18 protein-coding genes are annotated in these 23,308 nt (G+C 65.7%); 14 read left to right on the top strand and 4 right to left on the bottom strand.

The genetic code is table 11. The annotated features are described in order from the left end of the window. Window positions 1-171 precede the first annotated feature (171 nt). The 3 genes from ABLE91_RS24865 to ABLE91_RS24855 all read left to right on the top strand — a co-directional run bounded on the left by ABLE91_RS24865 (window position 172) and on the right by ABLE91_RS24855 (window position 3,680). Window positions 172-1,365, top strand: a complete 1,194-nt coding sequence (locus ABLE91_RS24865; RefSeq protein ID WP_348935239.1) for a glycosyltransferase family 4 protein — start codon at window positions 172-174, stop codon at window positions 1,363-1,365. Window positions 1,366-1,570: 205 nt separating this feature from the next. Next, on the top strand, window positions 1,571-2,590 hold the full coding sequence (locus ABLE91_RS24860) for a glycosyl hydrolase (RefSeq protein WP_348935238.1): 1,020 nt from the start codon (window positions 1,571-1,573) through the stop codon (window positions 2,588-2,590). A 376-nt stretch (window positions 2,591-2,966) separates the two neighbouring features. Continuing rightward, window positions 2,967-3,680, top strand: coding sequence for a sugar transferase (locus tag ABLE91_RS24855; RefSeq protein WP_348935237.1), 714 nt, complete (start codon window positions 2,967-2,969; stop codon window positions 3,678-3,680). A gap of 37 nt (window positions 3,681-3,717) precedes the next feature. Here ABLE91_RS24855 and ABLE91_RS24850 read toward each other — a convergent pair whose 3' ends face one another. Continuing rightward, a complete protein-coding gene (locus ABLE91_RS24850) occupies window positions 3,718-3,975 on the bottom strand; it encodes a hypothetical protein (RefSeq protein ID WP_348935236.1) in 258 nt (85 codons plus the stop codon). A 120-nt stretch (window positions 3,976-4,095) separates the two neighbouring features. Here ABLE91_RS24850 and ABLE91_RS24845 point away from each other — a divergent pair, with 120 nt between their 5' ends. Both ABLE91_RS24845 and ABLE91_RS24840 read left to right on the top strand, forming a co-directional pair. Next, window positions 4,096-5,547 (top strand): hypothetical protein, encoded by a 1,452-nt coding sequence (locus ABLE91_RS24845; RefSeq protein ID WP_348935235.1) that lies wholly within the window; start codon window positions 4,096-4,098, stop codon window positions 5,545-5,547. A 177-nt stretch (window positions 5,548-5,724) separates the two neighbouring features. Continuing rightward, window positions 5,725-7,233: an oligosaccharide flippase family protein gene (locus ABLE91_RS24840; RefSeq protein WP_348935234.1), complete on the top strand. Its 1,509-nt coding sequence runs from the start codon at window positions 5,725-5,727 to the stop codon at window positions 7,231-7,233. On the opposite strand, the gene ABLE91_RS24835 is transcribed toward ABLE91_RS24840, so the two are convergent. Then, window positions 7,230-8,444 carry a glycosyltransferase family 4 protein gene (locus ABLE91_RS24835; RefSeq protein ID WP_348935233.1) on the bottom strand — a complete coding sequence of 405 codons (1,215 nt, stop codon included), beginning with the start codon at window positions 8,442-8,444 and terminating at the stop codon, window positions 7,230-7,232. The two genes, ABLE91_RS24840 and ABLE91_RS24835, sit on opposite strands and share 4 nt — an antisense overlap. 250 nt (window positions 8,445-8,694) lie before the next feature. Between ABLE91_RS24835 and ABLE91_RS24830 the strand changes: the two genes are divergently transcribed. Next, on the top strand, window positions 8,695-9,834 hold the full coding sequence (locus tag ABLE91_RS24830) for a glycosyltransferase family 4 protein (protein WP_348935232.1): 1,140 nt from the start codon (window positions 8,695-8,697) through the stop codon (window positions 9,832-9,834). Between the two features lie 154 nt (window positions 9,835-9,988). Here ABLE91_RS24830 and ABLE91_RS24825 read toward each other — a convergent pair whose 3' ends face one another. Then, window positions 9,989-11,230, bottom strand: coding sequence for a glycosyltransferase (locus tag ABLE91_RS24825; protein WP_348935231.1), 1,242 nt, complete (start codon window positions 11,228-11,230; stop codon window positions 9,989-9,991). 298 nt (window positions 11,231-11,528) lie between these two features. Between ABLE91_RS24825 and ABLE91_RS24820 the strand changes: the two genes are divergently transcribed. The 3 genes from ABLE91_RS24820 to ABLE91_RS24810 all read left to right on the top strand — a co-directional run bounded on the left by ABLE91_RS24820 (window position 11,529) and on the right by ABLE91_RS24810 (window position 14,672). After that, the gene (locus tag ABLE91_RS24820; RefSeq protein ID WP_348935230.1) at window positions 11,529-12,398 is read left to right on the top strand and encodes a glycosyltransferase family 2 protein; all 870 of its coding nucleotides are present in this window, start codon (window positions 11,529-11,531) and stop codon (window positions 12,396-12,398) included. 136 nt (window positions 12,399-12,534) lie between these two features. Further along, window positions 12,535-13,779, top strand: a complete 1,245-nt coding sequence (locus ABLE91_RS24815) for a polysaccharide biosynthesis/export family protein (RefSeq protein WP_348935229.1) — start codon at window positions 12,535-12,537, stop codon at window positions 13,777-13,779. An 89-nt stretch (window positions 13,780-13,868) separates the two neighbouring features. Next, window positions 13,869-14,672: a class I SAM-dependent methyltransferase gene (locus ABLE91_RS24810; RefSeq protein ID WP_348935327.1), complete on the top strand. Its 804-nt coding sequence runs from the start codon at window positions 13,869-13,871 to the stop codon at window positions 14,670-14,672. A 131-nt stretch (window positions 14,673-14,803) separates the two neighbouring features. Here ABLE91_RS24810 and ABLE91_RS24805 read toward each other — a convergent pair whose 3' ends face one another. Next, complete coding sequence (locus ABLE91_RS24805) at window positions 14,804-16,681, bottom strand: Wzz/FepE/Etk N-terminal domain-containing protein (protein ID WP_348935228.1); 1,878 nt, start codon at window positions 16,679-16,681, stop codon at window positions 14,804-14,806. A 1,458-nt stretch (window positions 16,682-18,139) separates the two neighbouring features. Between ABLE91_RS24805 and ABLE91_RS24800 the strand changes: the two genes are divergently transcribed. The 5 genes from ABLE91_RS24800 to ABLE91_RS24780 all read left to right on the top strand — a co-directional run bounded on the left by ABLE91_RS24800 (window position 18,140) and on the right by ABLE91_RS24780 (window position 23,307). Next, the gene (locus ABLE91_RS24800) at window positions 18,140-18,793 is read left to right on the top strand and encodes a LuxR C-terminal-related transcriptional regulator (RefSeq protein WP_348935227.1); all 654 of its coding nucleotides are present in this window, start codon (window positions 18,140-18,142) and stop codon (window positions 18,791-18,793) included. A gap of 84 nt (window positions 18,794-18,877) precedes the next feature. Then, complete coding sequence (locus tag ABLE91_RS24795; RefSeq protein ID WP_348935226.1) at window positions 18,878-19,906, top strand: glycosyltransferase; 1,029 nt, start codon at window positions 18,878-18,880, stop codon at window positions 19,904-19,906. A 190-nt stretch (window positions 19,907-20,096) separates the two neighbouring features. Then, window positions 20,097-21,386, top strand: coding sequence for a methyltransferase domain-containing protein (locus ABLE91_RS24790; RefSeq protein WP_348935326.1), 1,290 nt, complete (start codon window positions 20,097-20,099; stop codon window positions 21,384-21,386). 29 nt (window positions 21,387-21,415) lie between these two features. After that, window positions 21,416-22,243, top strand: a complete 828-nt coding sequence (rfbF, locus tag ABLE91_RS24785) for a glucose-1-phosphate cytidylyltransferase (protein WP_348935225.1) — start codon at window positions 21,416-21,418, stop codon at window positions 22,241-22,243. Then, window positions 22,240-23,307: an NAD-dependent epimerase/dehydratase family protein gene (locus ABLE91_RS24780; protein WP_348935223.1), complete on the top strand. Its 1,068-nt coding sequence runs from the start codon at window positions 22,240-22,242 to the stop codon at window positions 23,305-23,307. Before rfbF ends, ABLE91_RS24780 begins: the two co-directional genes overlap by 4 nt. Window position 23,308 lies beyond the last annotated feature (1 nt).

Here is a 23,308-nt window from a genome sequence, read left to right as displayed (position 1 = left end):
CCTCAAGGTGCAATGCATCAACGCAAAGGAGTAGGGACGCCGGGCATTTCCGGCGGCGACCTGCCGTTACGGCAGGCGAGGGACTACCTCTTTGTGCGTTCGGATTGCCCGCACGGTGTAGTTGATAGAGAGATATATTGTGTAATATTGCTTATCATTATGGCGAAATACATGATCAAAGCCACAGAAGATTGGTCGGATGATAACTTTTCCCCAAATCATGACGATTTGCGGAATGGGTTTGATATTCATCGGCGTGAATATATTGTAGATTTTTCGCTTTCTCTCATCAATAAAACCGGCGCATACTATGTAACGCGCGACATAGTCAGGCATTTTCCTGAATTGTTTGTGGCCCAGAGATATTGGCGTTTACGGCTGCGTTCGGAGCCGCAGGGGGTGACGCGCCGCCTGCTTGGCACCGCGATGCTGCTGGAGCTCGCCTTTCCACTGCTGAGCCGCATGCTGCACCGGCGCGGCAATGCCATCTCCACCGAGCGAACGCTGTTTCTCGATCCGCTCTACGTGCTTTTCTCAGGCGTCGCGCCCGGCGACATCGTGCTGTGCCACGATGTGGGGCCGCTCACCTTGCCGGACGCCTTCGACGGCAACACCGCGGAGCGCTACCGCGAGGCCTACCGGCTGATCAGCGCGGCCCGCCCCGGAATGGTGTTCGTCAGCGAGGCGTCGCGGCTGGAGTTCGTCTCGCTCTTCGGCGATGATTTCCGGTTCCTGGAAGTAATCCCGCTCTATACCCGTACGGATTCCGAACGGGGCGAGGACGTTGAGCCCAGGGACATGAAGGCGCCTTTCCTCCTCACTGTCGGCGCCCTTGAAGTGCGCAAGAACCACCAGCGCAGCATCGAGGCGTTTCAGCGCTCCGGCCTGCGCGAGCGCGGCTTCGAATATGTCCTGTGCGGCCCCCGCGGCAACGACGCGGCCGCCGTGGAGCGCCTGGTGGACGAGACTCCAGGGGTGCGCTGGCTGGGATATCTGCGCGATGCGGAGCTGCGCTGGCTCTATCGCCACGCAAAGGGCTTCGTGCTGCCGAGCCTTCTGGAAGGCTTCGGCCTGCCGGCACTGGAGGCGGCGAAGAACGGCCTCGTTCCCCTCATCAGCTCGCAGGGCGCTCTTCTTGAAGCGGCCAATGCGGGCGCCATCCTCGTGGACCCTCGTTCCGTGGACGACATCGCTGCTGGAATGCGCCAGCTTGTCGACATGACGGCCGCCGAGCGCACGCGCAGGATTGCCCAATTGCAGGAGCACGCCCGCTCCATGTCGCTGGAACGCTACATCGCGCGCTGGGGCGGGCTGCTCGCCTCAGACATGAAGGCATCAGCCAAACCGGCCGCCGCGCGCGTGTGACATCATCCGTTGGGTGTACCGCCGGTCCAGAAAGCGACTGGGCGATGCACACACGGCGCCCATGGAGCCGGCGGGCAGTCTCGCCTGGCCCCGTATCGGAGCGCGCTCTCGTCTGAATTCGGCCCGGTCGCCGGGCCGATTGCGCCGGCATGCCCGCTTCCTGGCGGCGGCCGGTTTCCCAAACCCGCCGGTTCCAGGAGGCCCGATGCTTTTACCCAAGCTCCTCGCGCGGACCTGCGCGCTCCTCGCCTGCGTCACCTTCGGACATGCGGCGCCGGCCCGCGCCGATCTCATGTGGGGGATAAACGGCCACCCGGTGGTGTCCTATCCCGGCGTGAGCATCGAGACGCAGCTCGATCTGGTGAAGGACCTCGGCATGAAGTCCTACCGGGTGGATCTGTACTCGACAGACCAGATGGATGCGCTCGCCAAGCTCATCGCAGCCGGGAAGGCGCGGGGGGTGGAGATCCTTCCCATCCTCATCCCCCACCTCGATCTCGAAAAGCTGAGCGAGGACGAGATCCATAAGCAGGCCTACGCCATGGCCGAGACCTTCGTGGCGCGCTTCAAGGACGACGTCTCCGTCTGGGAGCTCGGCAACGAGATGGAGATCTTCGCCCTCATCCACCCTTGCGAAATGCGCGATGACGGCACCCAGTATCCCTGTGAGTGGGGCATGCCGGGCGGCGTTGGGCCGCTGGATTATTACGGCCCGCGCTACGTGAAGGTGGCGGCGGCGCTGCGGGGGCTAACGGAGGGCGCACGCGCCGCGAGCCCGACGGTGCGGCGGGCCATCGGCACCGCCGGCTGGGGGCATCTCGGCATCTTCGAGCGGCTCGATAATGACGGCATCCAATGGGAAATCACCGTCTGGCACATGTATGGGGAAGACCCGGAGGAACCCTTCAAGACGCTCGTGGAATATGGAAAACCCATCTGGGTGACCGAGTTCAACCATCCCAATGGCAGCCAGAAGAGCGAGAAGGAACAGGCCGAGGGACTGCGGCGGACCATGCTGCGCCTTCGCGAATTGTCGGGCCCTTATAAGGTCGAGGCCGCGCACATCTACGAGCTGCTGGACGAGACGTATTGGGCGCCGAATTTCGAGGCCTATATGGGGCTCGTCCGGCTCGATGCTCGTCCACAAGGAGGATGGATGCTCGGCAAGACCAAGCCCGCTTATTCCGCCGTCAAGAAGACGATTTCCACGGGCGCGCCCCGCTGACCGAAAGGTGTGCGTCCATCGGGGGCATCAGGCGCGCCGCGAAGTGCGATAGCCGCTACCGAGAAGTGTGTAGGGCGGCTGTGCCCGTAAGATGCGCTATACGCCCTTTAAGCCCTTTCCTTGGTGCGGCGCGGCATTGAAGATGGTTGCAGCGTTATTTCACGCTGCGCCTCAGAATTCTTAAGCTTAGCTTTGGCCTGTTGAACGCTTTGCGGCCCATTGTGTCATTCGCAAATGCGAGAAAAGGGAGGCGGGCTGGGGGCTTTTCGAGACGGCGGGGGAGGGGGAGCGTGGCAACACGCTCTTCGGATGTTCACTCCATGCGTTCAGCCGCGTTCCAGGCCGGAAACGTGTATCGAACGAGAGGATCGCGAGCATGGTTCATCCCGTCGATATGGAGCGAAGCCCGCTGAAGGGGACGCGGCGCTTTTTCCCCACCCTGCCGGGCTTCTCGTCCTGGCAGTCTCCGGCGCCGTGCATCGGCGGCTGGGTCAAGCGGGCGACGGACATTCCCATTGCCCTCCTGGCGCTGATCATGCTCTTGCCGCTCATGCTCATGACGGCGCTGCTGATCAAGGTGACCACGGGCGGCCCCGTGATCTTCGGCCATCGGCGCGTCGGCCTGAACGGCAACACGTTCTGCTGCCTCAAATTCCGCACCATGGTCCGGGACGCCGACACGGCCCTCGTGCACCATCTCGCCTGCAATCCGGACGCCGCGCGGGAATGGCAGGAGACTCGCAAGCTCCAGAACGATCCCCGCATCACGACCTTGGGCAAGATCCTGCGCAGCTCCAGCATCGATGAGCTGCCGCAGCTCATCAACGTGCTGCGCGGCGACATGAGCTGCGTCGGGCCAAGGCCCATCGTCGCGGAAGAGCTAGAGCGCTACGGGGCGGGCGCATCGGATTATCTCAAAGCCCGCCCCGGGCTCACCGGGCTGTGGCAGGTGAGCGGCCGGAGCAGCCTGTCCTATCCCGAGCGGGTGGCCCTGGACTGCGCCTATGTCCGCCAATGGTCGTTCCGAAACGACGTGGTCATTCTCCTGAAGACCATTCCGGCGGTGATGCGCTACGACCGCACCTCGTGAGCGCCGCACCCCCACATTGCGGCGCGCCCGCGTCCCTTCAGTGCCGGCCGCCGCGCGACCGTCGCGCCTTCATGCGCGTCAGCCCGGCGGCAAGCAGCACACCCGCCAGATACGCCCCCTCGAACAGCGCCAGCAGGATGAAGCCGGACAAGGCCGCATCGGCCCAGCCTGCCCCTTGCAGCCGCTCCGCGCCAACGGCCGCGGCGAACAGGAGGGTGCCCATGGCGAGGACCGCGGGGACCCTGAACACGAAGCCGAACGCGAGGCCAATCCCGCAGACCAGAAGCCAAGGCACGGCGTCGCCTCCCCATGATGCAGGCCCGGCGATGTCCCCGCGCACCCCTGGCGGCGCCCGAGGCGCCCCGCCGCGGCCAGCAGAGCAACCCGCACCATCAGACAGGAGGAGTGGGGGGCGATGCAACCATCCTTCGTAGGATTGGCGCTGTGCTGTGCCCTTCTGGTGTTCGGGCGGCTGCTGGGCGCGCCCCTGGTGGTCGCCCTGATCACCTCCATCGCCTTCGGCTCCACGGCCATCGCAACGCTCGGGGCGGTGGGCGGGTCGTCTCCGCTCATCTACATGGTGTTCGTGCTCCTCCTCCTCGCCTCCATGCTCATGCGGGGCCGCATCTGGCGTGAGCTCACCATCGTCTTCCAGCTCCATCGCCCGGCCTGGATCGTCTGCCTCCTCACCCTCTATGCGGTCTGCGGCGCGCTCATCCTGCCCCGGCTGTTCGCCGGGCGGACCAGCGCCTTCATTCCGATGCGCGAGCATGGCCTCGTCTTCGAGGTGCCACTTGCGCCGGTATCCGGCAATTTCACCCAGACCGCCTATTTCGCCCTCGGCGCCATGGCGTTTCTCGCCATGAGCGTGCTTCTGCTGCGCAGGGACGCCCTTAACGCCGTGCGCAAGGGCTTCTTCGCCTGGGCGGGCATCAACGCCGCCGCCGGCGTCATCGACCTCGCGAGCAAGATGATGGGCGCGGGCGATGTGTTCCTGCCGCTTCGCACCGCGACCTATGCACTGGTGACCGAGGTGGAGCAGGCCGGCTTCTGGCGCATTGTCGGGCTCTATTCGGAAGCGTCTTCCTTCGGCGCGGCCGCCCTTGCCTCCCTCGCCTTCAGCTTCACCTACTGGAAATCCACCGGCTCGCGCCCCGCTTTCGTGCTCGCCATGGTTCTGCTGGTGCTGGTGCTGCTCTCCACCTCCACCACCGCTTATGTGGGGTTCGGCATCTTGTTCCTGCTCCTCATGCTGAGCCTGGCTTGTTCCCTGGCGGCGGGGCGGGTCTCGCGGGCGGACGTCGCCTTGCTGGCGCTCTGCGTCGTCTGCGCTGCCGTGGGGCTCGCCATCCTGGTGCGCGACCGGCACGCATTCGAGGCGTTCGAGGGGTTGTTCCGCACCACCATCCTGGAAAAGTCCACCTCCAGCTCGGCGCTGGAGCGCACCTTCTGGAACGCCCGGAGCCTGCAATCATTCCTCGACACCTATGCCCTGGGGATCGGGCTCGGCAGTTCGCGTTCGTCCAACTGGGTCATCTCGGTGCTCTCGCAGCTCGGCCTCCTCGGTGCCCTGCTTCAGGCCGCGCTCGTGGCGACGCTGGCCTATGCGCCCGGACGGGAGGCATGGAGCAGGGGGGATAGGGGGCTGATCGCGCTTCATGACAGCGTGCGCGCGGCCGCTCTGACGGCGCTGCTCTGCGGCACCATTGCGGGCGGCGGCGCGGACCCCGGCCTCCTGTTCTTCATCTCGCTTGCCACCGTCCTTGCCTGCCGCGCCCATCTGAGGGCGGACGCGGCCATCGCCTCGACCCTGCGTGCGGACAAGCGGGCGCGGATCTGGAGTGGGCCCGGAATGGGCTATGCGTGAGCGGGAGGCCCCCACTCAGGCGAGGTTCCGCAGTACGGCCTGCTACGTCTTTTGTGTCGCTGAAGCATGCGTTTAGGCCAAGGCGCGGCATGCATGTTCGGCGATACGCTCACATGCCCTGGGAAGCGGGGCGCGCGGGCCATGTGGTGGCTCCCAAGCGAAGAGGATGGGCCCTTCATGGTTGGTGTCAGGCAAGCGCTTTTGCTCACCGCCGCCGAGCGTTACGTCGTCATCAGCGTCAATTTCCTTATGATCGCGGTGCTGGCCCGCCTGCTGACACCGGAGGAATTCGGCTTCTCCGTCATCGGCGCCGCCACCGTCGCCCTTGCCGAATGCCTGCGGGATTTCGGCGTGAGCGGCTACATCGTCCAGCAGCGGCACCTCACGCGCCACGGCACGCAGACCGCCTTCTGCGTGATGCTGCTTTTGTCCATCCTGGTCGCGGCCGCGGTCTGGTTCGCCGCGGGGCCGATGGCGAGCTTCTACAATAAGGACGGGCTGCGCTTCTATCTCGAGGTGACCGCCTTGAGCCTTCTCGCCGGGCCGTTCTCGGGCCCGCCCTTGGCGTTGATGCGCCGGGACATGGATTTCGCCAAGGTCGCCATGGTCAATGTGGCGAGCGGGGTTGTCACGGCGGCGGTGACCGTGGGCCTCGCGATACTCGGCGCCACCTATATGAGCTTCGCCTGGGGCGCCTGCGCGGGCGCGCTCGCCGCAGCGATCCTCGCCGTGGCGCTGCGCGGGGAACTCTGGATCTTCCGCCCCTCCCTGGCCGACTGGCGCGACACGCTATCCTTCGGCGCGTATGCGAGCGCGACCGGTTTCCTGAGCAAGATCTACGAGTTCGTGCCCTCGCTGCTGCTGGGGCGCATCCTCGATTTCACCGCCGTCGGCCTCTATAGCCGCGCCGCCCTCGTGTGCCAGCTTCCCGACAAATGCCTGCTCACCGGGCTGCTTCCCATCGCCTTGCCCGCCATGGCCGCGGAAGTGCGCGCGGGCCGCAGCCTGAAGCCGGTCTATCTGCACGGCATCACCTACATCACCGCCGTCCAGTGGCCGGCGCTGATCGTGCTGGCGTTCCTCGCGCAGCCCATCGTGCTCCTCCTGCTGGGGGAGCAATGGGGCGCCATCACGCCTTTGGTGCGCATCATGGCGCTTGGCCTGCTGCTCTCGTTTCCCACCGTCCTCGCCTATCCGCTTCTGGTGGCCGCCGGCGGCGTGCGCGATACCATGCTCGGCTCGCTCATCGTGCTGGTGCTTGGCGGATCGTTGATGACCGCTGCCGCGTTCTTCGGGCTCTTCGCCATGGCTTTCGGCTGGGTGGCGGCGGTCGCCCTCCAGGCGGGCGTCTCGCTCTATTTCCTCCGGCGGCATATCGTGTTTAACGCAGGCGAACTGGCGGGAGCGCTGCGCAAGAGCGCCATCGTCGCGGCCGCCAGTTCCGCTGTTCCTGCCCTCGCCGTGGCCCTCAACGGGTTCGATTTCCACCTGCCCATCCCGGTCGCCATCGCAGTCGGTGCGGGCGCGGTCCTGGTGTGGGCCATCAGCCTGAAATGGACCGACCATCCGCTGCATGCGGAAGCAGCCCTTCTCCTCCTCGCCATCCGCCGTGCGGCCGCGAGCGCCCGTGGGATGGCCGCGCGGTGGTCGATGCGGAGGCGGTTGCGGGCGCGGGGGGCCGACTAGGGTTGGACGGCTTGGAATTCCGGCTGGTCTGCGCCCTGGGACAGCCCGTCCAACTCCGCCATCAGGGAGAGATAGATGAGGGCGATGCCGCGCCAGGTGAAGGCGCGGGCGCGCGTATGCCCTGCCGCGATGAGGTCCCGCCGGAGCCCGGGCGACGACATCAGCCGCGCCACCGCCGCGATCCAGGCGCCCGTATCGTCGGGATCGGCATAGAGCGCCGCATGGGCGCAGACTTCCGGCAGGCAGGGGGCGCTGGAGGCGATCACCGGGCATCCCCGCGCCATGGCTTCCACCGCCGGCAGGCCGAAGCCTTCCATGCGCGAGGGAAGCAGGAAACACAGCGCCTGCGACAAGGCCGCGGCGAAGACATCATCCTCGATGCGCCCCAGCAGGCGGATGTTTCCCGCGCCATCGATGCGCTGAAGGATTTCCGGCCCCACGTCGCCTGCCATAGCGAGGTCCACGCCGAGCGCATCGAGGGGGGCGGCGAGCCGCAGCAGGAGGTCCAGATTCTTGTGCGCCTCCGTCCGGCCCAGGCACAGGACGAACGGGCGCTTCGGCGCAAAATCAAACACGGTGCGCTCCGCCCGCCAGCGCAGGGCATGGTCGCTGCCATTATAGGTCACGCGGATCTTCTCCGCCGGTGCGACGCCGAACCGGATCAACTGGTCGCGGGACATGTTCGAGACCGTGGTGATGCCCGCCGCCCGCCGCCCGAGCGCGGGGAGGATCAGCCGGTGGGCGAGGCGGAACAGCCGCCCATAACTCTCCGGCGCGAGCCGGGTCTGGAGATCGTGGATGCAGACGATCTGGTGCCGCACGGCGACCGGGGCGAGGTTGCAGAAGCTGACCAGCCCGCCGCGCACATGGCGGGGCAGTTGCAGTTGCACCCAGGCCTGGGGCAGGCGGGGGCGCTGGAATTCCGGCACCACCTTGAGCGCCAGATGATCGAACGCCTCTGCGGGGGGCTTGGGGCAGATGAGGGTCAGCTCCACCCCCCGGACCAGGGGATGCTGCGCGGCAACGAGGGCATCGAGGGCGCGGGTCACTTCGCGCGCATAGCGGGCGACGCCGGTTGAGCGCAGCGTGACGAAATCGCCGTTGATCGCCCAGCGGCGCACGCCGGCGCCCCCGCGCTCCATGCTTCCCGATCGCTGAGGGAGGGGGAGGGCCTGCGCGTCGTCGATCGCCACGCGGGGGGAGATGCTCATCTGCGCGGCCGGCCTTCAAACGGGGACAAGCGCCCGGAGGCGCAGCGGAAAATCACTCTTGCTGCGATGCCGCCCATCACCAACAGCGCCCAAAGGGCGCGAGGGTCCGCCAAGGGGCGTAGGCGCGGTCGTCCCGCGCCGGGCACCGCAGCCTTTTTCGCCTGCACGGGCAAACTGTTCGCCATGGCGCCCGCGGGTGCGCGCGGGTGTACCTGCTGATGTTGCGGCGCGATGCCGTTGGACCGGCCCCATGATCCGACATTGGACCATCAACGGACGCTTCCTGACCCAGCCGGTGACGGGCGTGCAGCGCTACGGGCGGGAGGTGGTGCAGGCGCTGGACCGGCAGATGGCCCAAGGCCACCCGCTGGCACGCGACCTGGAGATCGAGCTGGTGGCGCCGCCCGATATCTTCGACCCGCTGCCCCTGACGGCAATCCGCACGCACATCGTGGGCGGTGCCGGCGGGCATGCGTGGGAGCAGGCGGTTCTTGCGGGCCGCGCGCGGGGCGGGACCATCAGCCTGACCAATACCGGACCATTGCTCGCCCGCAAGCACATCGTCTGCATCCACGATGTGAACACCCGCGCCTTTCCCGCCAGCTATTCCAGGCCGTTCCGCATGCTGTACCGGGCGCTGATGCCGGCGCTCGGGCGCTCGGCGATCAGGGTCGCGACCGTGTCGCATTATTCCGCCGACCAGCTCGTCGCCCACGGCATCTGCAAGGCGGAAAAGCTGCTCGTCGCGCCCAACGGCCACGAGCACGCCCTGCAATGGACGCCCGCACACACCGAAGTGACCTGCGCCGCGGCAGGGCGCGACACCATCGTGCTTCTCGGCAGCCAGGCGCCCCACAAGAATGTCGGCCTCGTCCTGTCCATTGCCGGGCGGCTGGCGGAAGCGGGCCTGCGCATCGCCTTGGCGGGGCATGCGGATCCCCATGTCTTCCAGAGCGCCGGGATCGCGCGGGCCGACAATGTCCAGGCGCTCGGCCGCCTGCCGGATGCCGCTTTGGCCGCGCTCCTGCAGGATTCCCTGTGCCTCGCCTTCCCCTCCTTCGTGGAGGGGTTCGGGCTGCCGCCTTTGGAGGCCATGGCGCTCGGCTGCCCGGTGGTGGTGTCGGACCGTGCAAGCCTGCCGGAAATATGCGGCGATTCAGCGCTCTACGCCTCGCCCACGGACCCTGAAGCGTGGCTCGACAGCTTCCTGCGGCTGCGGAACGAGGACGCACTACGTGCCGGTCTGGTGGCGCGGGGGCGGGCGCGGGCAGCGGATTTTTCCTGGAGCACGACCGCGCAACTCTATCTGCGCGCCATGGCGGTGGCGGACGGCCTGCCGGTGGAGGATGAAGCACCGGCGGATGCGCCGGCCGCGTACCTCGCCATGTGATGGATCAGCCGTCATGGCCAGGCTTGTCCCGGCCATCCACGTGGCCCCGCCAAGTCCGCACTCAACGGATAAGCGCGGATGCCCGGGACAAGCCTGGGCATGACGGATGTCTTTGGGGAGCGAAGATTATCTGTTCGCTAAATGGCGATGCAGCCTACCGCTCCTCATGCAGGCTGATGGCCCGGTCGATGGCGTTCTCCATCTGGGTGCGGAAGCGCTCCACCGAGAAGCGGTCGGCATTGGCCCGGCAGGCGGCGGGCGTGATGGTGGCGGCCTCAAGCTCGAACCGCTCCACGGCCGCCCGCACCGCCTCCACCGTCTGGTGCGGGAACAGCAGGCCGGTCGGTTCGCCGCTCCCGCCCAGCGGGCGGACGATGTCTCGGGCGCCGCCCCGGCCGAAGGCGATCAGCGGCGTGCCGCAGGCCTGCGCCTCCGCCAGCGCGATGCCGAAATCCTCGCAGCCGGCGAACACCAGAGCGCGCGCCAGCCCCACCGCCCGCACATAGTCCTGCCGAGGAAGATAGCCGGCAAAGGTGACATTCGGCCCCGCCAGCGCCCGCAAGCCCGCCGACTGCTGCCCTTCGCCCACCACCAGGAGACGCCGCGCGGGCATCTCGTTGAAGGCGCGGATCACCAGATCGGTGCGCTTGTAGGGGGCAAGGAAGGAGGCGGTGACGTAATAATCGTCCTTGTAGGGGAAGTATTCCAGCTCGGCCGCGCCGGTCTTCACCGGCGGATGCACCACCTGCGCGTCGCGGCCATAGATGCGGCGGATGCGGTCGCGCACATAGCGGGAATTGGCGAGCATCACGTCCGGCCCGTGCGCGGTCCGGGTGTCCCAGGTGCGGATCTGGTGCAGCAGATAGCGGAACAGAAGGCCCTTGGGGCCATAGCCGAGCCGCCCTTCGGCCAGATAGGTGAACTGCTCGTCCCAGGCATAGCGGATCGGGCTGTGGACGTAGCAGATGTGCGGCTGGTCCGGGCGGGTGAGCACACCGCGCGCGAAGGCGGCCGAGGAGGTGATCACCGTGTCGAAGCCCGTGACGTCGAACTGCTCCATCAGGAAGGGGCAGGCGAAGAAGAGCGAGCGATAATATTTCCGCACGCCCGGCAGCCCGTTGGCGATGGAGGTGTGGAAGGTCACATCGCGAAAATGCTCGTCCTTGATCTCCCGCGGCAGGAAATCGAAGAGGGTGAAGATGTCCGTTCCACCCGTGAGACGGCACAGCTCGGACAGGACCCGCTCCCCGCCCCGGAAATCTGGGCACCAATCATGGACGAGGGCGATCTTTCCCGCGCGCTCGACGGCACGGGGGGCGGGCCTTGAGGCAGTCAGGCCGACCGTGTGCTCCACCAGGTCGGCGACCGGCGGGACGCCGGTGGACAATAGGGTCATCGCTCGTCGGCCTGGATCATCGGCGCAGCCTGTCCATGAAGGGCGCAACACATTGAACCATCGTCCCATTCGGTCCGGGCGGGCAAAAGAGAGCAGAATGATGCCGGCGCACCCCCTTAGGAGCAGTGGCGCGGCGCGCGCTACGCCTATCGGCGCTCGCAGGCGGGCGTGATCATCCCGTTCGCCGATGCCGCTTGCCTGGATTGGGGCGCTCCGCGGAGGGCCGTCCAAGGGTAGCATAGAGCCATCAGATATCCCGCTCCGGGGCGCCCGACAGAGTCAATTGGCAGGCCGACAAATGAAGCTGGTGGTGATCATCCCCACTTTGGGGCGAAGGGACGTGGCCGACCGCCTGCTCGCGCATCTTGAGAACCAACACAGGCCGCCGGACGAGGTGATCGTCTCCGCCCCCGACGAAAGCCATGCGGGGAGCTATGTGCCAAGCCGGTATCGCCGCCGCGACGTGTTCGGCGCGAACGGCCTCTGCGCCCAGCGCAACCGGGCCATGGCTGCCGCCGGCGGTTTTGACATCCTCACCTTCTTCGACGACGACTTCCTGCCGGCCGACGACTATCTCGCCAGCGTCGTCGAGGCGTTCGAGCAGAATCCGGGGTTTGCCGTCCTCATGGGCGATGTGCTGCGCGACGGCGCCCACGATGCCGGACTAAGCTTCGAGGAAGGCTGTGCGATCCTCGCCGCGGCCGCGTCCTCGCCGCCGCGCCGCCACCCGCCGGTGGACGAGCCGGGTGCCTATGGCTGCAACATGTCGATCCGCGCCGCCCTCATCGGCGACCTGCGCTTCGACGAGCGCCTTCCCCTTTACGGCTGGCAGGAGGATATTGACTTCACCAGCCAGCTGCGGCGCCGGGGGCGGGTGGTGCGGATCGCCACCCTCATCGGAGTGCATCTCGGGTTGAAGGGCGGGCGCGTCAGTGGCGTGCGCTTCGGCTACTCGCAGATCATCAACCCCATCTATCTGGTGCGCAAAGGGACCATGCCGGCCCTGTTCGCGGCCGACCTCATCTGCCGGAACGTGGTCTCGAATGTGGTCAGGAGCATCCGGCCAGAACCCTATGTGGACCGGCGCGGCCGCCTGAAGGGAAACCTCCTTGGCGCCCGCCACCTGATGGGGGGACGCATCGAGCCCGAATACATTCTCCAGCTTTAGACGCGACGGGTAAGGGAGCATCCCAATGGAACATGAGACACCGCAGGATTCCGGACCAGGGGCTCTCTTCCGGCGCGCTGGCCTCGCCGCAATTCTGTTGGCGGCGGTTTTTTCCACCTTTCTTTCCGGTAGGCCCGTGGCGGCCGCCGGCATGGAGTATCGGCTCGGTCCTGAGGACCGCATTCGCCTGAAGGTCTATGAATGGCGCGCCTCCCAGGACCAGATCTTCGAATGGGAGGCGCTGGGCGCCGAATTCACCGTGGGCGCCGAGGGCAATCTCTCCATCCCCCTGGTCGGCGAGGTGCCCGCCGAGGGCCTTATGACCAGCGAGATCGCCCGGAGCATCGGCGAGCGCCTCAAGGCCCGCATGGGGCTTCTGGAACCGCCGGACACGGCGGTGGAGGTGGTGCTGTTCAGGCCCTTTTTTGTGTCGGGGGAGGTGGCCAAGCCCGGCCCTTATCCCTTCAAGCCCGGATTGACCGTGCTCCAGGCGACCGCCATTGCCGGCGGCGTTCTGCGCCCTTCCGATGCGGGGCTGATGCGGCTCGGGCGGGACGCCATCGCGGCCGAAGGCGATATCAGCCTGCTCAACCATGAAACCGATGCTCTGCGCGGCCGCCGCGCCCGCCTTCAGGCCGAGCTCAAGGATGCAACTGAGATAGAGTTTCCGGCCGAGCTCAAGCGCCGCGAGGCAGAGCGGCCGATCATCCTCCTCATGCAGCAGGAGCAATTGATCTTCCAGGCGCGCAACGAGGCCCTCAAAGCGCAGGCAGACGCCCTGGCGGAGCTGAAGACCTTCCTCGGCAAGGAGGCGGAATCCCTGAAAGCGCAGCTGGTCACGCAGGACAAGCAGCTGGCCTTGGTGAGCAAGGAACTGGAGGGCGTCGCCACCCTTGTGGAGAAAGGCTACGTCATCACCCCCCGCCAGCTCGCCTTGGAGCGCGGCATCGCCCAGATCCAGGGGGACCGGCTGCGCCTGGAGACGGAGCTCCTGCGCGTGCGGCAGGAGGCCAGCAAGACGGACATCGCGCTCATCGAGCTGCGCAATAAGAGAGTGAACGAAGTCACCCTCGATCTGCGCGACACCCAGGCCAAGCTGGAACAGATCGAGCACAAGACCGTCACCGGCCAGAAGCTGCTCTACGAGGCGGAGGTGATCGCCCCCCGCCTGCTGGCGGACCACATCAGGGGGCGGCGCCTTCTGCCCACCTATGTCATCGTGCGCCAGGTGGATGGCCGGCCGGTGGAGATCCAGGCCTCTGAAACCACGCTCGTGGAGCCGGGCGATACGGTGAAGATCGACCTGCCTCTGCCGGGGGACGGGCCGCCGGTGCAGGCGGCGGAGACAGCGCCGGCGGTCGCGGGGCGGAGCAGCCGGTAAGCGGGCCGCCGGATTCTTGATAAGCTGACTGCCGGCGGGAGGCCCGCATGCAGGAGCGCGCATGCGCTGCTGCAGAAGAGGGGATCGTCATGCCGTCGAACTTCACCGTCCGCAGCGCTGCCGGATACGACCGGCTCATGGGCCGCTGGAGCCAGATGCTGGCGGGGCCGTTCCTCGATTTTGCCGGCGTGGCGGATGGCGACCGGGTGCTCGATGTCGGGTGCGGCACGGGCAGCCTGACCTTTGCGCTGCCCCAGGCGGCCGAGGTGGACGAGGTCGCGGCCATCGACTATTCGCCGGTCTTCGTCGAGGAGGCGCAGAGGCGAAACACCGATCCGCGCATCACCATTCAGCAGGGTGATGCCTGCGCCATCCCGTTCCCCGATGGCCGGTTCGATCGCGCTCTGGCGCTGCTCGTCCTCCATTTTGTGCCCGACGCCGACAAGGCGGTGGCCGAGATGCGCCGCGTGGTGCGACCCGGCGGCGTGGTCGCGGCGGCGGTGTGGGACCATCTCGGCGGGATGTCCAACATGCGCATGATGCTGGACACGGTTGCCGCGCAGGATGAGGAGGCTCGGCGGGTGCGCAGCCAGTACTGCTTCCAGCCCATGATGCGGCCGGGCGAGATGCGGCAGAGCTTCCTCGCGCAGGGCCTTGCGGAGGTGGAGCAGACCTCGCTCCTGATCCGCATGGAGTACGAGAACTTTGCCGACTATTGGGAGCCGATCGCCGCCGGCGAGGGGCCACTGGGCAAGTATGCGGCGGGGCTCGATCCGGCGCGCCGGGCCAAGGCCGAGGCGGCGGTGCGGGCCGCCTACGAGGCCGAGCAGCCTGACGGCCCCCGCTCCTTCGCGGCCGTGGCCTGGGCCTGTCGGGGTGTGGTTCCGGGTTGAGAGGCAGGCTTTCGGCGCGGCCGGATGACCCTGGGTGGATCGATACTTAGAATGGCGAACGATCCTCGCTCTTTACAGCCATGACGGTGGTTCTTTGAGGCGATCCAGAGACGAGTGAACGTCGATCCGCCCTACGCTTCCGCCTTGGTGATCACGGCGCCCAGAATCTTCGCCCGCGCCGCTCCCAGCCAATGGACAGCCTCTCCGAGGGCGTCGATGGAGGTCGCTCCCGACTGAACCGCGATGACCACCCCGTCGAGGATCGCGCTCAGTGTCAGTGCGGCATCCATGGGCATCAGGGGCGGAAGGTCGACGATGACGATGTCATAGGCCTGCACGGCTTCCAGCAGCAGCAGGTGCACGGCGTCGGAGCTGACCACCTCATTGCCGCCTATGCTGGATTCCGCTCCCGCCGCCGGCAGCAGGTCCACCCTTCCGCGCGCCACAGGCACCACCGCCTGGCCAAGGGGGGCGAGGCCCCGGAGCACTTCGGACAGGCCCAAGGGCGCATTGGGTGACACCTTCTTCGTCAAGGAGCGGCTGCGCAGGTTCGCGTCCACGATCAGCACCCGCTGGCCGGATGCGGCGAACAGGGTGGCGAGATTGCTGGCGATGGTGCTCTTGCCTTCGCCGGCATTCACCGAGGTCACGCCGAAGCAATGCAGCGGGCTCGACCGCCCATAGATCTCGATCAGGGTCTTCACGCCGAGCAGTTCGTCGCGGAACCGCGACGTGACGGGCTTCAGCACCTCGTCGAAATAATGATGGCCCTCGGGCGGCGGCTGGTGCGCCGTCACCATGGCGGCGGGCGCGGTGGGCGTGGTCTCGCGGGACGGCCCGGAGAGCGCACGGCGCGGCGGATCAAGCCCGGGCACCCCCGGCAGGACGGGCAGCTGGCCCAGGCATTCGATTCCAAGCTCGGCACGGAGCTGATGCGGCCCGCGCACGCTGCGGTCGAGATGGTGGCGGGCGAGGGCGAGGCTGAAGCCCACCATGGTGCCCAGCAGGGCGCCGAGGGCGAGGACGAGCTTGCTGCGCGGCTCACTCGGCGCCAGCGGCGCGGTCGCGGGGGTGAGGATGCGTGCGTCCGAGACCGGGAAGGACTGGCGCTGCACCGCCTCCGTGAAGCCTTGCAGGAAGCTCTCATAGACACGGCGATAGATGTAGGCTGTGGTTTCCAGCTCTTCGAGGGTGTTGCGCGGCAGGGCCGGGGAGGGCGCTCCCGTTGCCGCCTGCGCCTCCGTGGGGCGCTTGAGGATGCGGTAATCGTGGCCGGCCTTGAACTCCTGCACCGCGCGTGCGGCGGCATTCATCTGGGTGCGGAGTTCGAGGGTGCGCTGCTCCAGCCAGTCTCCGCCCACCCGCGCGGCCTGGGAGCGCGCCGCAAGCTGGTCCTGGATATAGGCTTCGGCCGTGGCATTGGCGATTTCGGCTGCCCGCACGGGGTTCGGCGAGCTGAACGAGACATCCATGGCGTAGGACAGGCCGGCCCGCCGCGCATCGAGGCCCTCGGCGAAGGTCTCTATGGTGCGCCGCTCCTTCTCCAGTTTCGACAATGGACCGGGGGCCTTCTCGGTATGGAACAGGCCCATGAGCCAGCCGAGAAGCGAGGAGCGCGGCTGGAAATCGGGGGCATCCATCAGGCCGAGCTTGTCGATGACCATGGTGGCGATGCGCTCGGAGCGCAGGACGGCGATCTGGCTCTCCACCTGCGCGGTGTCGAGGGACGCCACCTGGTCTCCCGTCTGGACACGGAGCTGCTCGGGAATTCTCGGATCGATGATGAGCTGCGCCCGCGCGGTGTAGATTGGCGTCGCGAACTCCACATAGATCACCGCAAGAACCAGGGCCGCGGCCATGGGGATGAGGATCAAATACGCATGGCGGCGCAGGAAGGCGGAGATTTCCGACGCGCTCAGGAACCGCTTGCCATCCTCGAGATTGAGCCGCGGATCTCCGGGGCCGAGGCCGGTGGTTCGATTGGTCGGCAGCGTCAGCGACATGAACATAAGCGAGCTCACAGGTGAGCCTGCGAGATCGCTCCCGATCAGGCGTGCGGTGGTGAACGGCGTTCAGCCCTGTCGGGCGAGCCGGCCTTGCGTGATGCGGTTCTCCCGAGACGGGAATGGCTCATGCGCACCTCCGACGCGTCGATGTGCGTTCGTGCTCCGGTGAAGGAAGACAGGGACATGGCAGCCTTCACCGGGAACATGATGGTGGAAGGGTAATGGAAGGGGGCGCCGGTGCAACGTCTCCAAAGGGAGGCGGTGTCGCGACATTGCGGCCATCATGCGGGCCGGTGATGCCGGCGGTCCGGACCATGGCCTTTTGCGGCGAATGCTGGCCTTAAGAGGCGCTTGCATATTCACGCCGATGGTTGTCAGTTTCCGCCGGCCCGCTGGACAAGGCTTGGCCGTGCGGGGCGTAAGGGCGGATCCACCGGACGGGATCCTGGATCCCTCATACCGATGGTCATGGGTACGCCTTTCTGGGTAGTCGTCCCCTGAAGACCGTGTCGGCGGCATTTTATCGGCTTGATGCTTCGCCTGTGTTCGCCCAAGCGGGTTTAGCGAGGAATGCGGGCGCGAAACATGGTGTTTGTACTTCGAGCGCCGCGTTTTGAACGGCACCGCACACGTCGCCGGCGCGTGCGGGAAAACAGGCCCGGATCATATGTTTTCCGAGGTCAGAGATGCCCCCGCACCACATGAATCCCGCCACGTTCCAGGGTTCCATTGGCCTGGAACGGGGCAGCAATTATGACGTAGAGTAACGCTTGTGACACGAAGACGTGAAACACAATTCATGCATCGTATAGATTCTCAGTAATTTCGAAGCTTGTCTGTAAAAAACCCGCTTCTCAAATCGCGGGGTATTGATCTATTAATCTATATAGTGAGAAAGAAAATATAGACAATCTTTCATATATTTCCTCCGTTTCTGATCCAGAAATGGGTCTTAATTACAAATATAAGAGTAAATAAAGCCAATATCCTGTAGATTTTATTTGCATTTCGCAGTGCAGTGTGGTTCTCCCCGAACTTGTGCGGTGCACGAAAGCGCTCGGCGCCGCGTTCTCGCTTTGCTCGATTGCATGCAGTATCTTGAATGAAATTCAGGTCCACGTGGCCTGAATTATAATATATTTTCCAGGATTTGATTTTTGTTTTCATGATCTCTGATAATTACCCTTGTATTTTCAGGTACATCCAGGAGGATAACTACTCGAAATTGGCTTATTTGATCTGATCTACATCCTTTGGGTGTATGTGCGCCGGCGTCCATCTCACCTATATTGGATTGCGCGCGCATCCGAAACCGTCAGCGCTTCGAAGGTGGCGACCATGGCTACAGCACATGTCAATGGGATATCCGAAGCGCGGCGAATGGCTATGCCTCCCCAAGATGGATGCATCAGCTTTCCAGCCGCATGCGATGAGCTTGATCGAAGCTTGCAGAAATCTCCGGTGGTCGCGGTCATCGAACCCCGCGTCCTGTTCAGCCAGTGCCTGCTTGCTGCACTGCGGTCGTTGGACCGGGAGAGCATCTTTAGAATCTATCACAGCGTTGCCGACTGGCAGGACGCGCCGGACCGCTCCGATGCGGCCATCGTCCTTCTGTGCATGCCCAGCGGGGAGGGGTCGGACGCTGCGCTTGCCGCCGCCGAGCAAGGCCTCACCGAGCTTCAGGCCCTCGAGCCGCCCGTAATGTTCGCGGTCATGTCGGACCGCGAGGAGCCGGAGCGCATCCTCAAGGCACTTGAAAGCGGTGCGCGCGCCTACATCCCCACCAGTGTCTCACTGGAGGTGGCGGTGCAGATCCTCCATCTGGTCATTGTGGGCGGGATTTTCGTGCCCGCATCCAGCCTCGTGGCCATGGCAAGCTTCAACGGGACGAAGATCGTCTCAGAGGTGGAAGACACGTTCTCGCTCTCCGCCCGCCAGCTCTCCGTGGCCAAGGCGCTGCGCAAGGGCATGCCCAACAAGCTCATCGCCTATGAGCTGAACATGTGCGAGAGCACGGTGAAGGTGCATGTCCGCAACATCATGAAGAAGCTGAAGGCGAAGAACCGCACCGAGGCGGCTTTGCTGTCCAATCGCCTGTTCTCAGAAGACAAGTAAAGCCGGTGCGGCAGCGGATCGTGGTCCTCTGTCCGCGGGGGCTGGGACCGTCCTGGCAGACCTATGAAGCTGGAGGCCCGGCCCATGGTGGCTCAATCTTCGCAAGGCGAGGCGGGCTGGCCCCTCGTGGTAATCGCGACGCCGGTCTATAACGGCGCGCCTTTCCTCGCCGAGACCATGGCCTGCGTCCAGGCGCAGACCTATCCCAACATCGTGCATTGCGTGCTCGACAATGCGAGCACCGATGCGACCCCCGACATCATCGCGCGCTTTGCCGACGGCCGTGTTCCACTGATGGTCGCGCGCAATGCAAAAACCTTGTCCATGCTCGACAATTGGAACGCGGTGCTGCGCCTCGTGCCGCGCAGGGCGGCCTATTTCCGCATCCTGCCGGCGGACGATCTCATCCTCTCGCAAGGCATCGAGAAGATGGTGGCCATGGGCGAGCGGCATAAGGACGTCGACATCATCGGCTGCCAGGAATGGGCGAACGAAACCCTTCTCGGCGCGGAACTGCCGCGCGACCGCGACGTGTTCGACGGGCGCGCCATCGTGCGCGGCTCGCTGCTCAATGCCATCCACGGCTTCCCGCATCTGCACTGCCTGTACCGCAAGCGGGCCGGCCCCATGCCGGAAGCCTTCTACGACACGGAATTCCACGGCACCCGGCTTCTCTCCATCGACATGGATGCGGCCATGCGCGTGCTCTGCAAAAGCCGGTACGCCTATGTGCACGAGCCCCTGGTGATCACCCGCCTGCATGAGCATTCCGTCACGTCCACGCTGGCGACGCCCAATCATCTGAAGATGTGGTCCGAGCTGCAACTGATAGACCGGTGGGGCCCGAAGGTTTTCGATAGCGAGGCTGAATATCTGAAGTGCCGCAAGCGGCACCTCCACTTCTATTATCGCTATCTGCTGCTGTGGCGGGCGCGCCGGCAGCTCACGCTCCTGAACCAGCATCTCGACTGGCTGGCGAAGGCGTCGGCCCTGCCGACCCCGCAGGATTATGCGCGTGCCGTCGCCGAATGGCCGTTCCTGCGGCTCGCGCGGGTAAGCCGGAGCTTGTCGGTTCGGTTCGGTCTGCCGGCCGCTTCTTATCAGATCGTATAGGAGGCCAAGCCATTCGGCTGATGCCCCTACGCTCCGATTTGGAGGCCGCGTCTCGCACACGCGAAAAACGGCCGTTTTCGGTACTTCGCGGTGCATCCGTCCCGGGTTCACACTTCAAATTCAGGTCCACCGGAAATCCACCGTGAACAAGCTCGATCCTCAAGGCGCGATCCGGAATGAGGTCTCTCAGATCGGGTTCCCGAATGGCCCCGGCACGCGCGCGGGCGGAACCTGTCATTGCCGCCATTGCGGCTCCCCCTTAAGCGAAACATTCGTGGACCTCGGCATGTCGCCTTTGGTGCAGAGCTTCGTGCAGGTGGACCGGCTGGATGAGATGGAGCCGTACTTTCCGCTCCATGTGATGGTGTGCTCCGACTGCCGGCTGGTGCAGCTCCGGGATTATGTGAGCCCGGCCGAGATCTTCTGCGAATACGCCTATTTCTCCTCCTACTCCCCCTCCTGGGTGGAGCACGCCCGGCTCTATTGCGAGATGATCGCCCGGCGGCTCGGCCTTCACGAGAACAGCAGGGTGGTGGAGATCGCGGCGAATGACGGCTACCTCCTCCAGCACTTCCTGCCCCTGGGCATTCCCGTGCTCGGCATCGAGCCGGCGGCGAATGTGGCCGACGCGGCGCGGGCGAAGGGCATTCCCATCGTCGGGGAGTTCTTCGGCCTGGAGCTCGCGCAGCAGCTCGTCGCGGAGGGGCGCCCGGCAGACCTCATCATCGGCAACAACGTGTTCGCGCACGTGCCGGACCTCAACGATTTCGTCGCCGGCCTCAAGCGGCTCCTGGCGCCGGAGGGCGTCGTCACGCTGGAATTCCCCCACCTCGAACGGCTGATGGTGGAGAACCAGTTCGACACCATCTACCACGAGCACTTCTCCTATTTCTCGCTGCTCACCGCCCAGCGCGTCGTCCGGCACCACGGCCTCGACGTGTTCGATGTGGAGGAGCTTCCCACCCATGGCGGGTCGCTCCGGATCTATCTCACCCATGCGGATAGCAGCGCCCATGCGCGCGCGCCGCGTGTGGACATGGTGCTGGAGCGCGAGCGCCATGCCGGCTTTGAGGGGCGCGTCGCCTATACCCGGTTCGGGGAGCGGGTCCGGCAGAGCAAAAGGAACCTGCTCTCCGCCTTGATTGCGCTGAAGAACGAGAACAAGTGCATCGCCGGCTACGGCGCGCCGGGCAAGGGCAACACCCTGCTCAATTATTGCGGCATCGGCACCGATTTCCTCGACTTCACCGTGGACCGCAACCCTTACAAGCATGGGCTCTACACGCCCGGCATGCACATCCCCATCCTCCCCGTCGAAATGATCGACGAGATGAAGCCGGACTATCTGCTGATCCTGCCCTGGAACCTGAAGTCCGAGATCATGGAGCAGATGAAGCATATCGCCGACTGGGGCGGGCGCTTCATCGTCCCCATTCCCGAAGTCGAGATCATCGACCCGCGCGGGCCAGCGCGACCCTGATCCAGGATCCCTCTTGAAGGAGCGGCGCCATGAAGGTTGTCATTCTTGCGGGCGGAAAAGGCACGCGGCTCGTCGAGGAAACCAGCGTGCGGCCCAAGCCCATGGTGGAGATCGGCGGGCAGCCCATCCTGTGGCACCTGATGAAGCTCTACGCCTCCCACGGCCTCACCGACTTCGTCGTCTGCTGCGGCCATAAGGGCAATGTCATCAAGGAATATTTCGCCACTTACGGCCTGCGCAATGCCGACGTGACGTTCGACTTCCGCTCCGGCGACACGATCTATCACGCCAATGCCGTGGAGCCGTGGCGCGTGACGCTGGCGGACACCGGCGAGGAGACCATGACCGGCGGCCGCCTGAGGCGCATCGCCAAATATGTCGGCGGGGAAACCTTCTGCTGCACCTATGGCGACGGCCTGAGCGATGTGGACCTCACCGAGCTCATCGCCTTCCACCGCCGGCAGCGCCGGCTCGCCACCCTGACCGCGGTGCAGCCGCCCGGCCGCTTCGGCGCCTTCACGCTCAGCAATGACGAAACCCTCATCGGCGACTTCCGGGAGAAGCCGCGCGGCGACGGGGCGTGGGTGAATGGTGGCTTCTTCGTGCTGGAGCCCGAGGTCTTCAACTATATCGATGGCGACGCCACGGTCTGGGAGCAGGAGCCCATGCGCCGGCTCAGCGAGGAGGGCCAGCTTTCGGCCTTCCGCCATGAGGGCTTCTGGCAGTCCATGGACACGCTGCGCGACATGCTGCTGCTCCAGGACGTCTTCCAGCGCGGCAATCCCCCCTGGCTCGCGAAGATGCCGCCGGTGGTGACGCCGCTCGACACCGTCCGCATTCTGGGGGTCGCGTCATGAGGGTGCTGGTCACGGGGGACACAGGCTATATCGGCTCCGTCATGGCGCCGATGCTGGCGCGGGACGGCTTCGAGGTGGTCGGCGTCGATGCGGACCTATTCGAGGCGTGCATCTTCGAGCCGCCCGAGGCGGGCGGGCAGCACATCCATGCCAACATCCTCGACCTTCAGGCGCGGCACCTCGAAGGCTTCGACGCGGTGTTCCATCTCGCAGCCCTGTCCAACGACCCCTTGGGTGATCTCAACCCCACCGTCACCTACGAATTCAACCACGCCGCCACCGTGCGGCTCGCGACGCTGGCCAAGCAGGCGGGGGTGAAGCGCTTCATCTTCTCGTCCTCGTGCAGCCTCTATGGCGCATCGGGGGACGAGGCAGTGACCGAGGAGGCCCCGTTCGCTCCGCTCACCCCCTATGCGCGCTCCAAGGCCATGGTGGAATGGAGCCTTTCCGCTTTGGCCGATGCCCATTTCAGCCCGGTCTTCCTGCGCAATGCCACCGCCTATGGGGTGTCGCCGCGCCTGCGCTTCGATCTGGTGCTGAACAATCTGGTGGCCTGGGCGGTGGCGAAGGGCACGGTGCTCATCAAGAGCGACGGCACGCCCTGGCGGCCCATCGTCCATATCGAGGACATCATCCGCGCCTTCATCGCCGCCGCCCGCGCGCCGCGCGAGTGCGTCCACAACCAGGCGTTCAATATCGGCCGCGATGCGGAGAATTATCAGGTTCGCGAGCTCGCGGAGATCGTGCGCCAGGTGGTGCCCGGCTGCGTCATCGACTATGCGCCCGGCGGGGAGCCGGACAAGCGCTCCTACCGTGTCAGCTTCGAGAAGGCGCGCACGCAGCTTCCCGAGTTCCAGCCGCAATGGACCGCCCGCAAGGGCGCCGAGCAGCTTTACGAGGCCTATCGGCGCGTGGGGATCAGTGTGGAGGATTTCGAGGGCCCGCGCTTCCGCCGCATCTCGACGCTGCGGCGGCTGATGGCGGAGGGAAGCCTCGATACCGGCCTGCGCTGGGTGACCCCCGTGCCGCTCCGGGCCGGCGCCGACCTCGCCGCCGTTCCCTGAC

The sequence above is a fragment of the Aquabacter albus genome (genome assembly GCF_040049275.1).
GTDB lineage: Bacteria > Pseudomonadota > Alphaproteobacteria > Rhizobiales > Xanthobacteraceae > Aquabacter.
The sequence above is the reverse complement of the archived record's forward strand: the minus strand, read 5'-3'. Positions and strand labels throughout refer to the sequence as shown.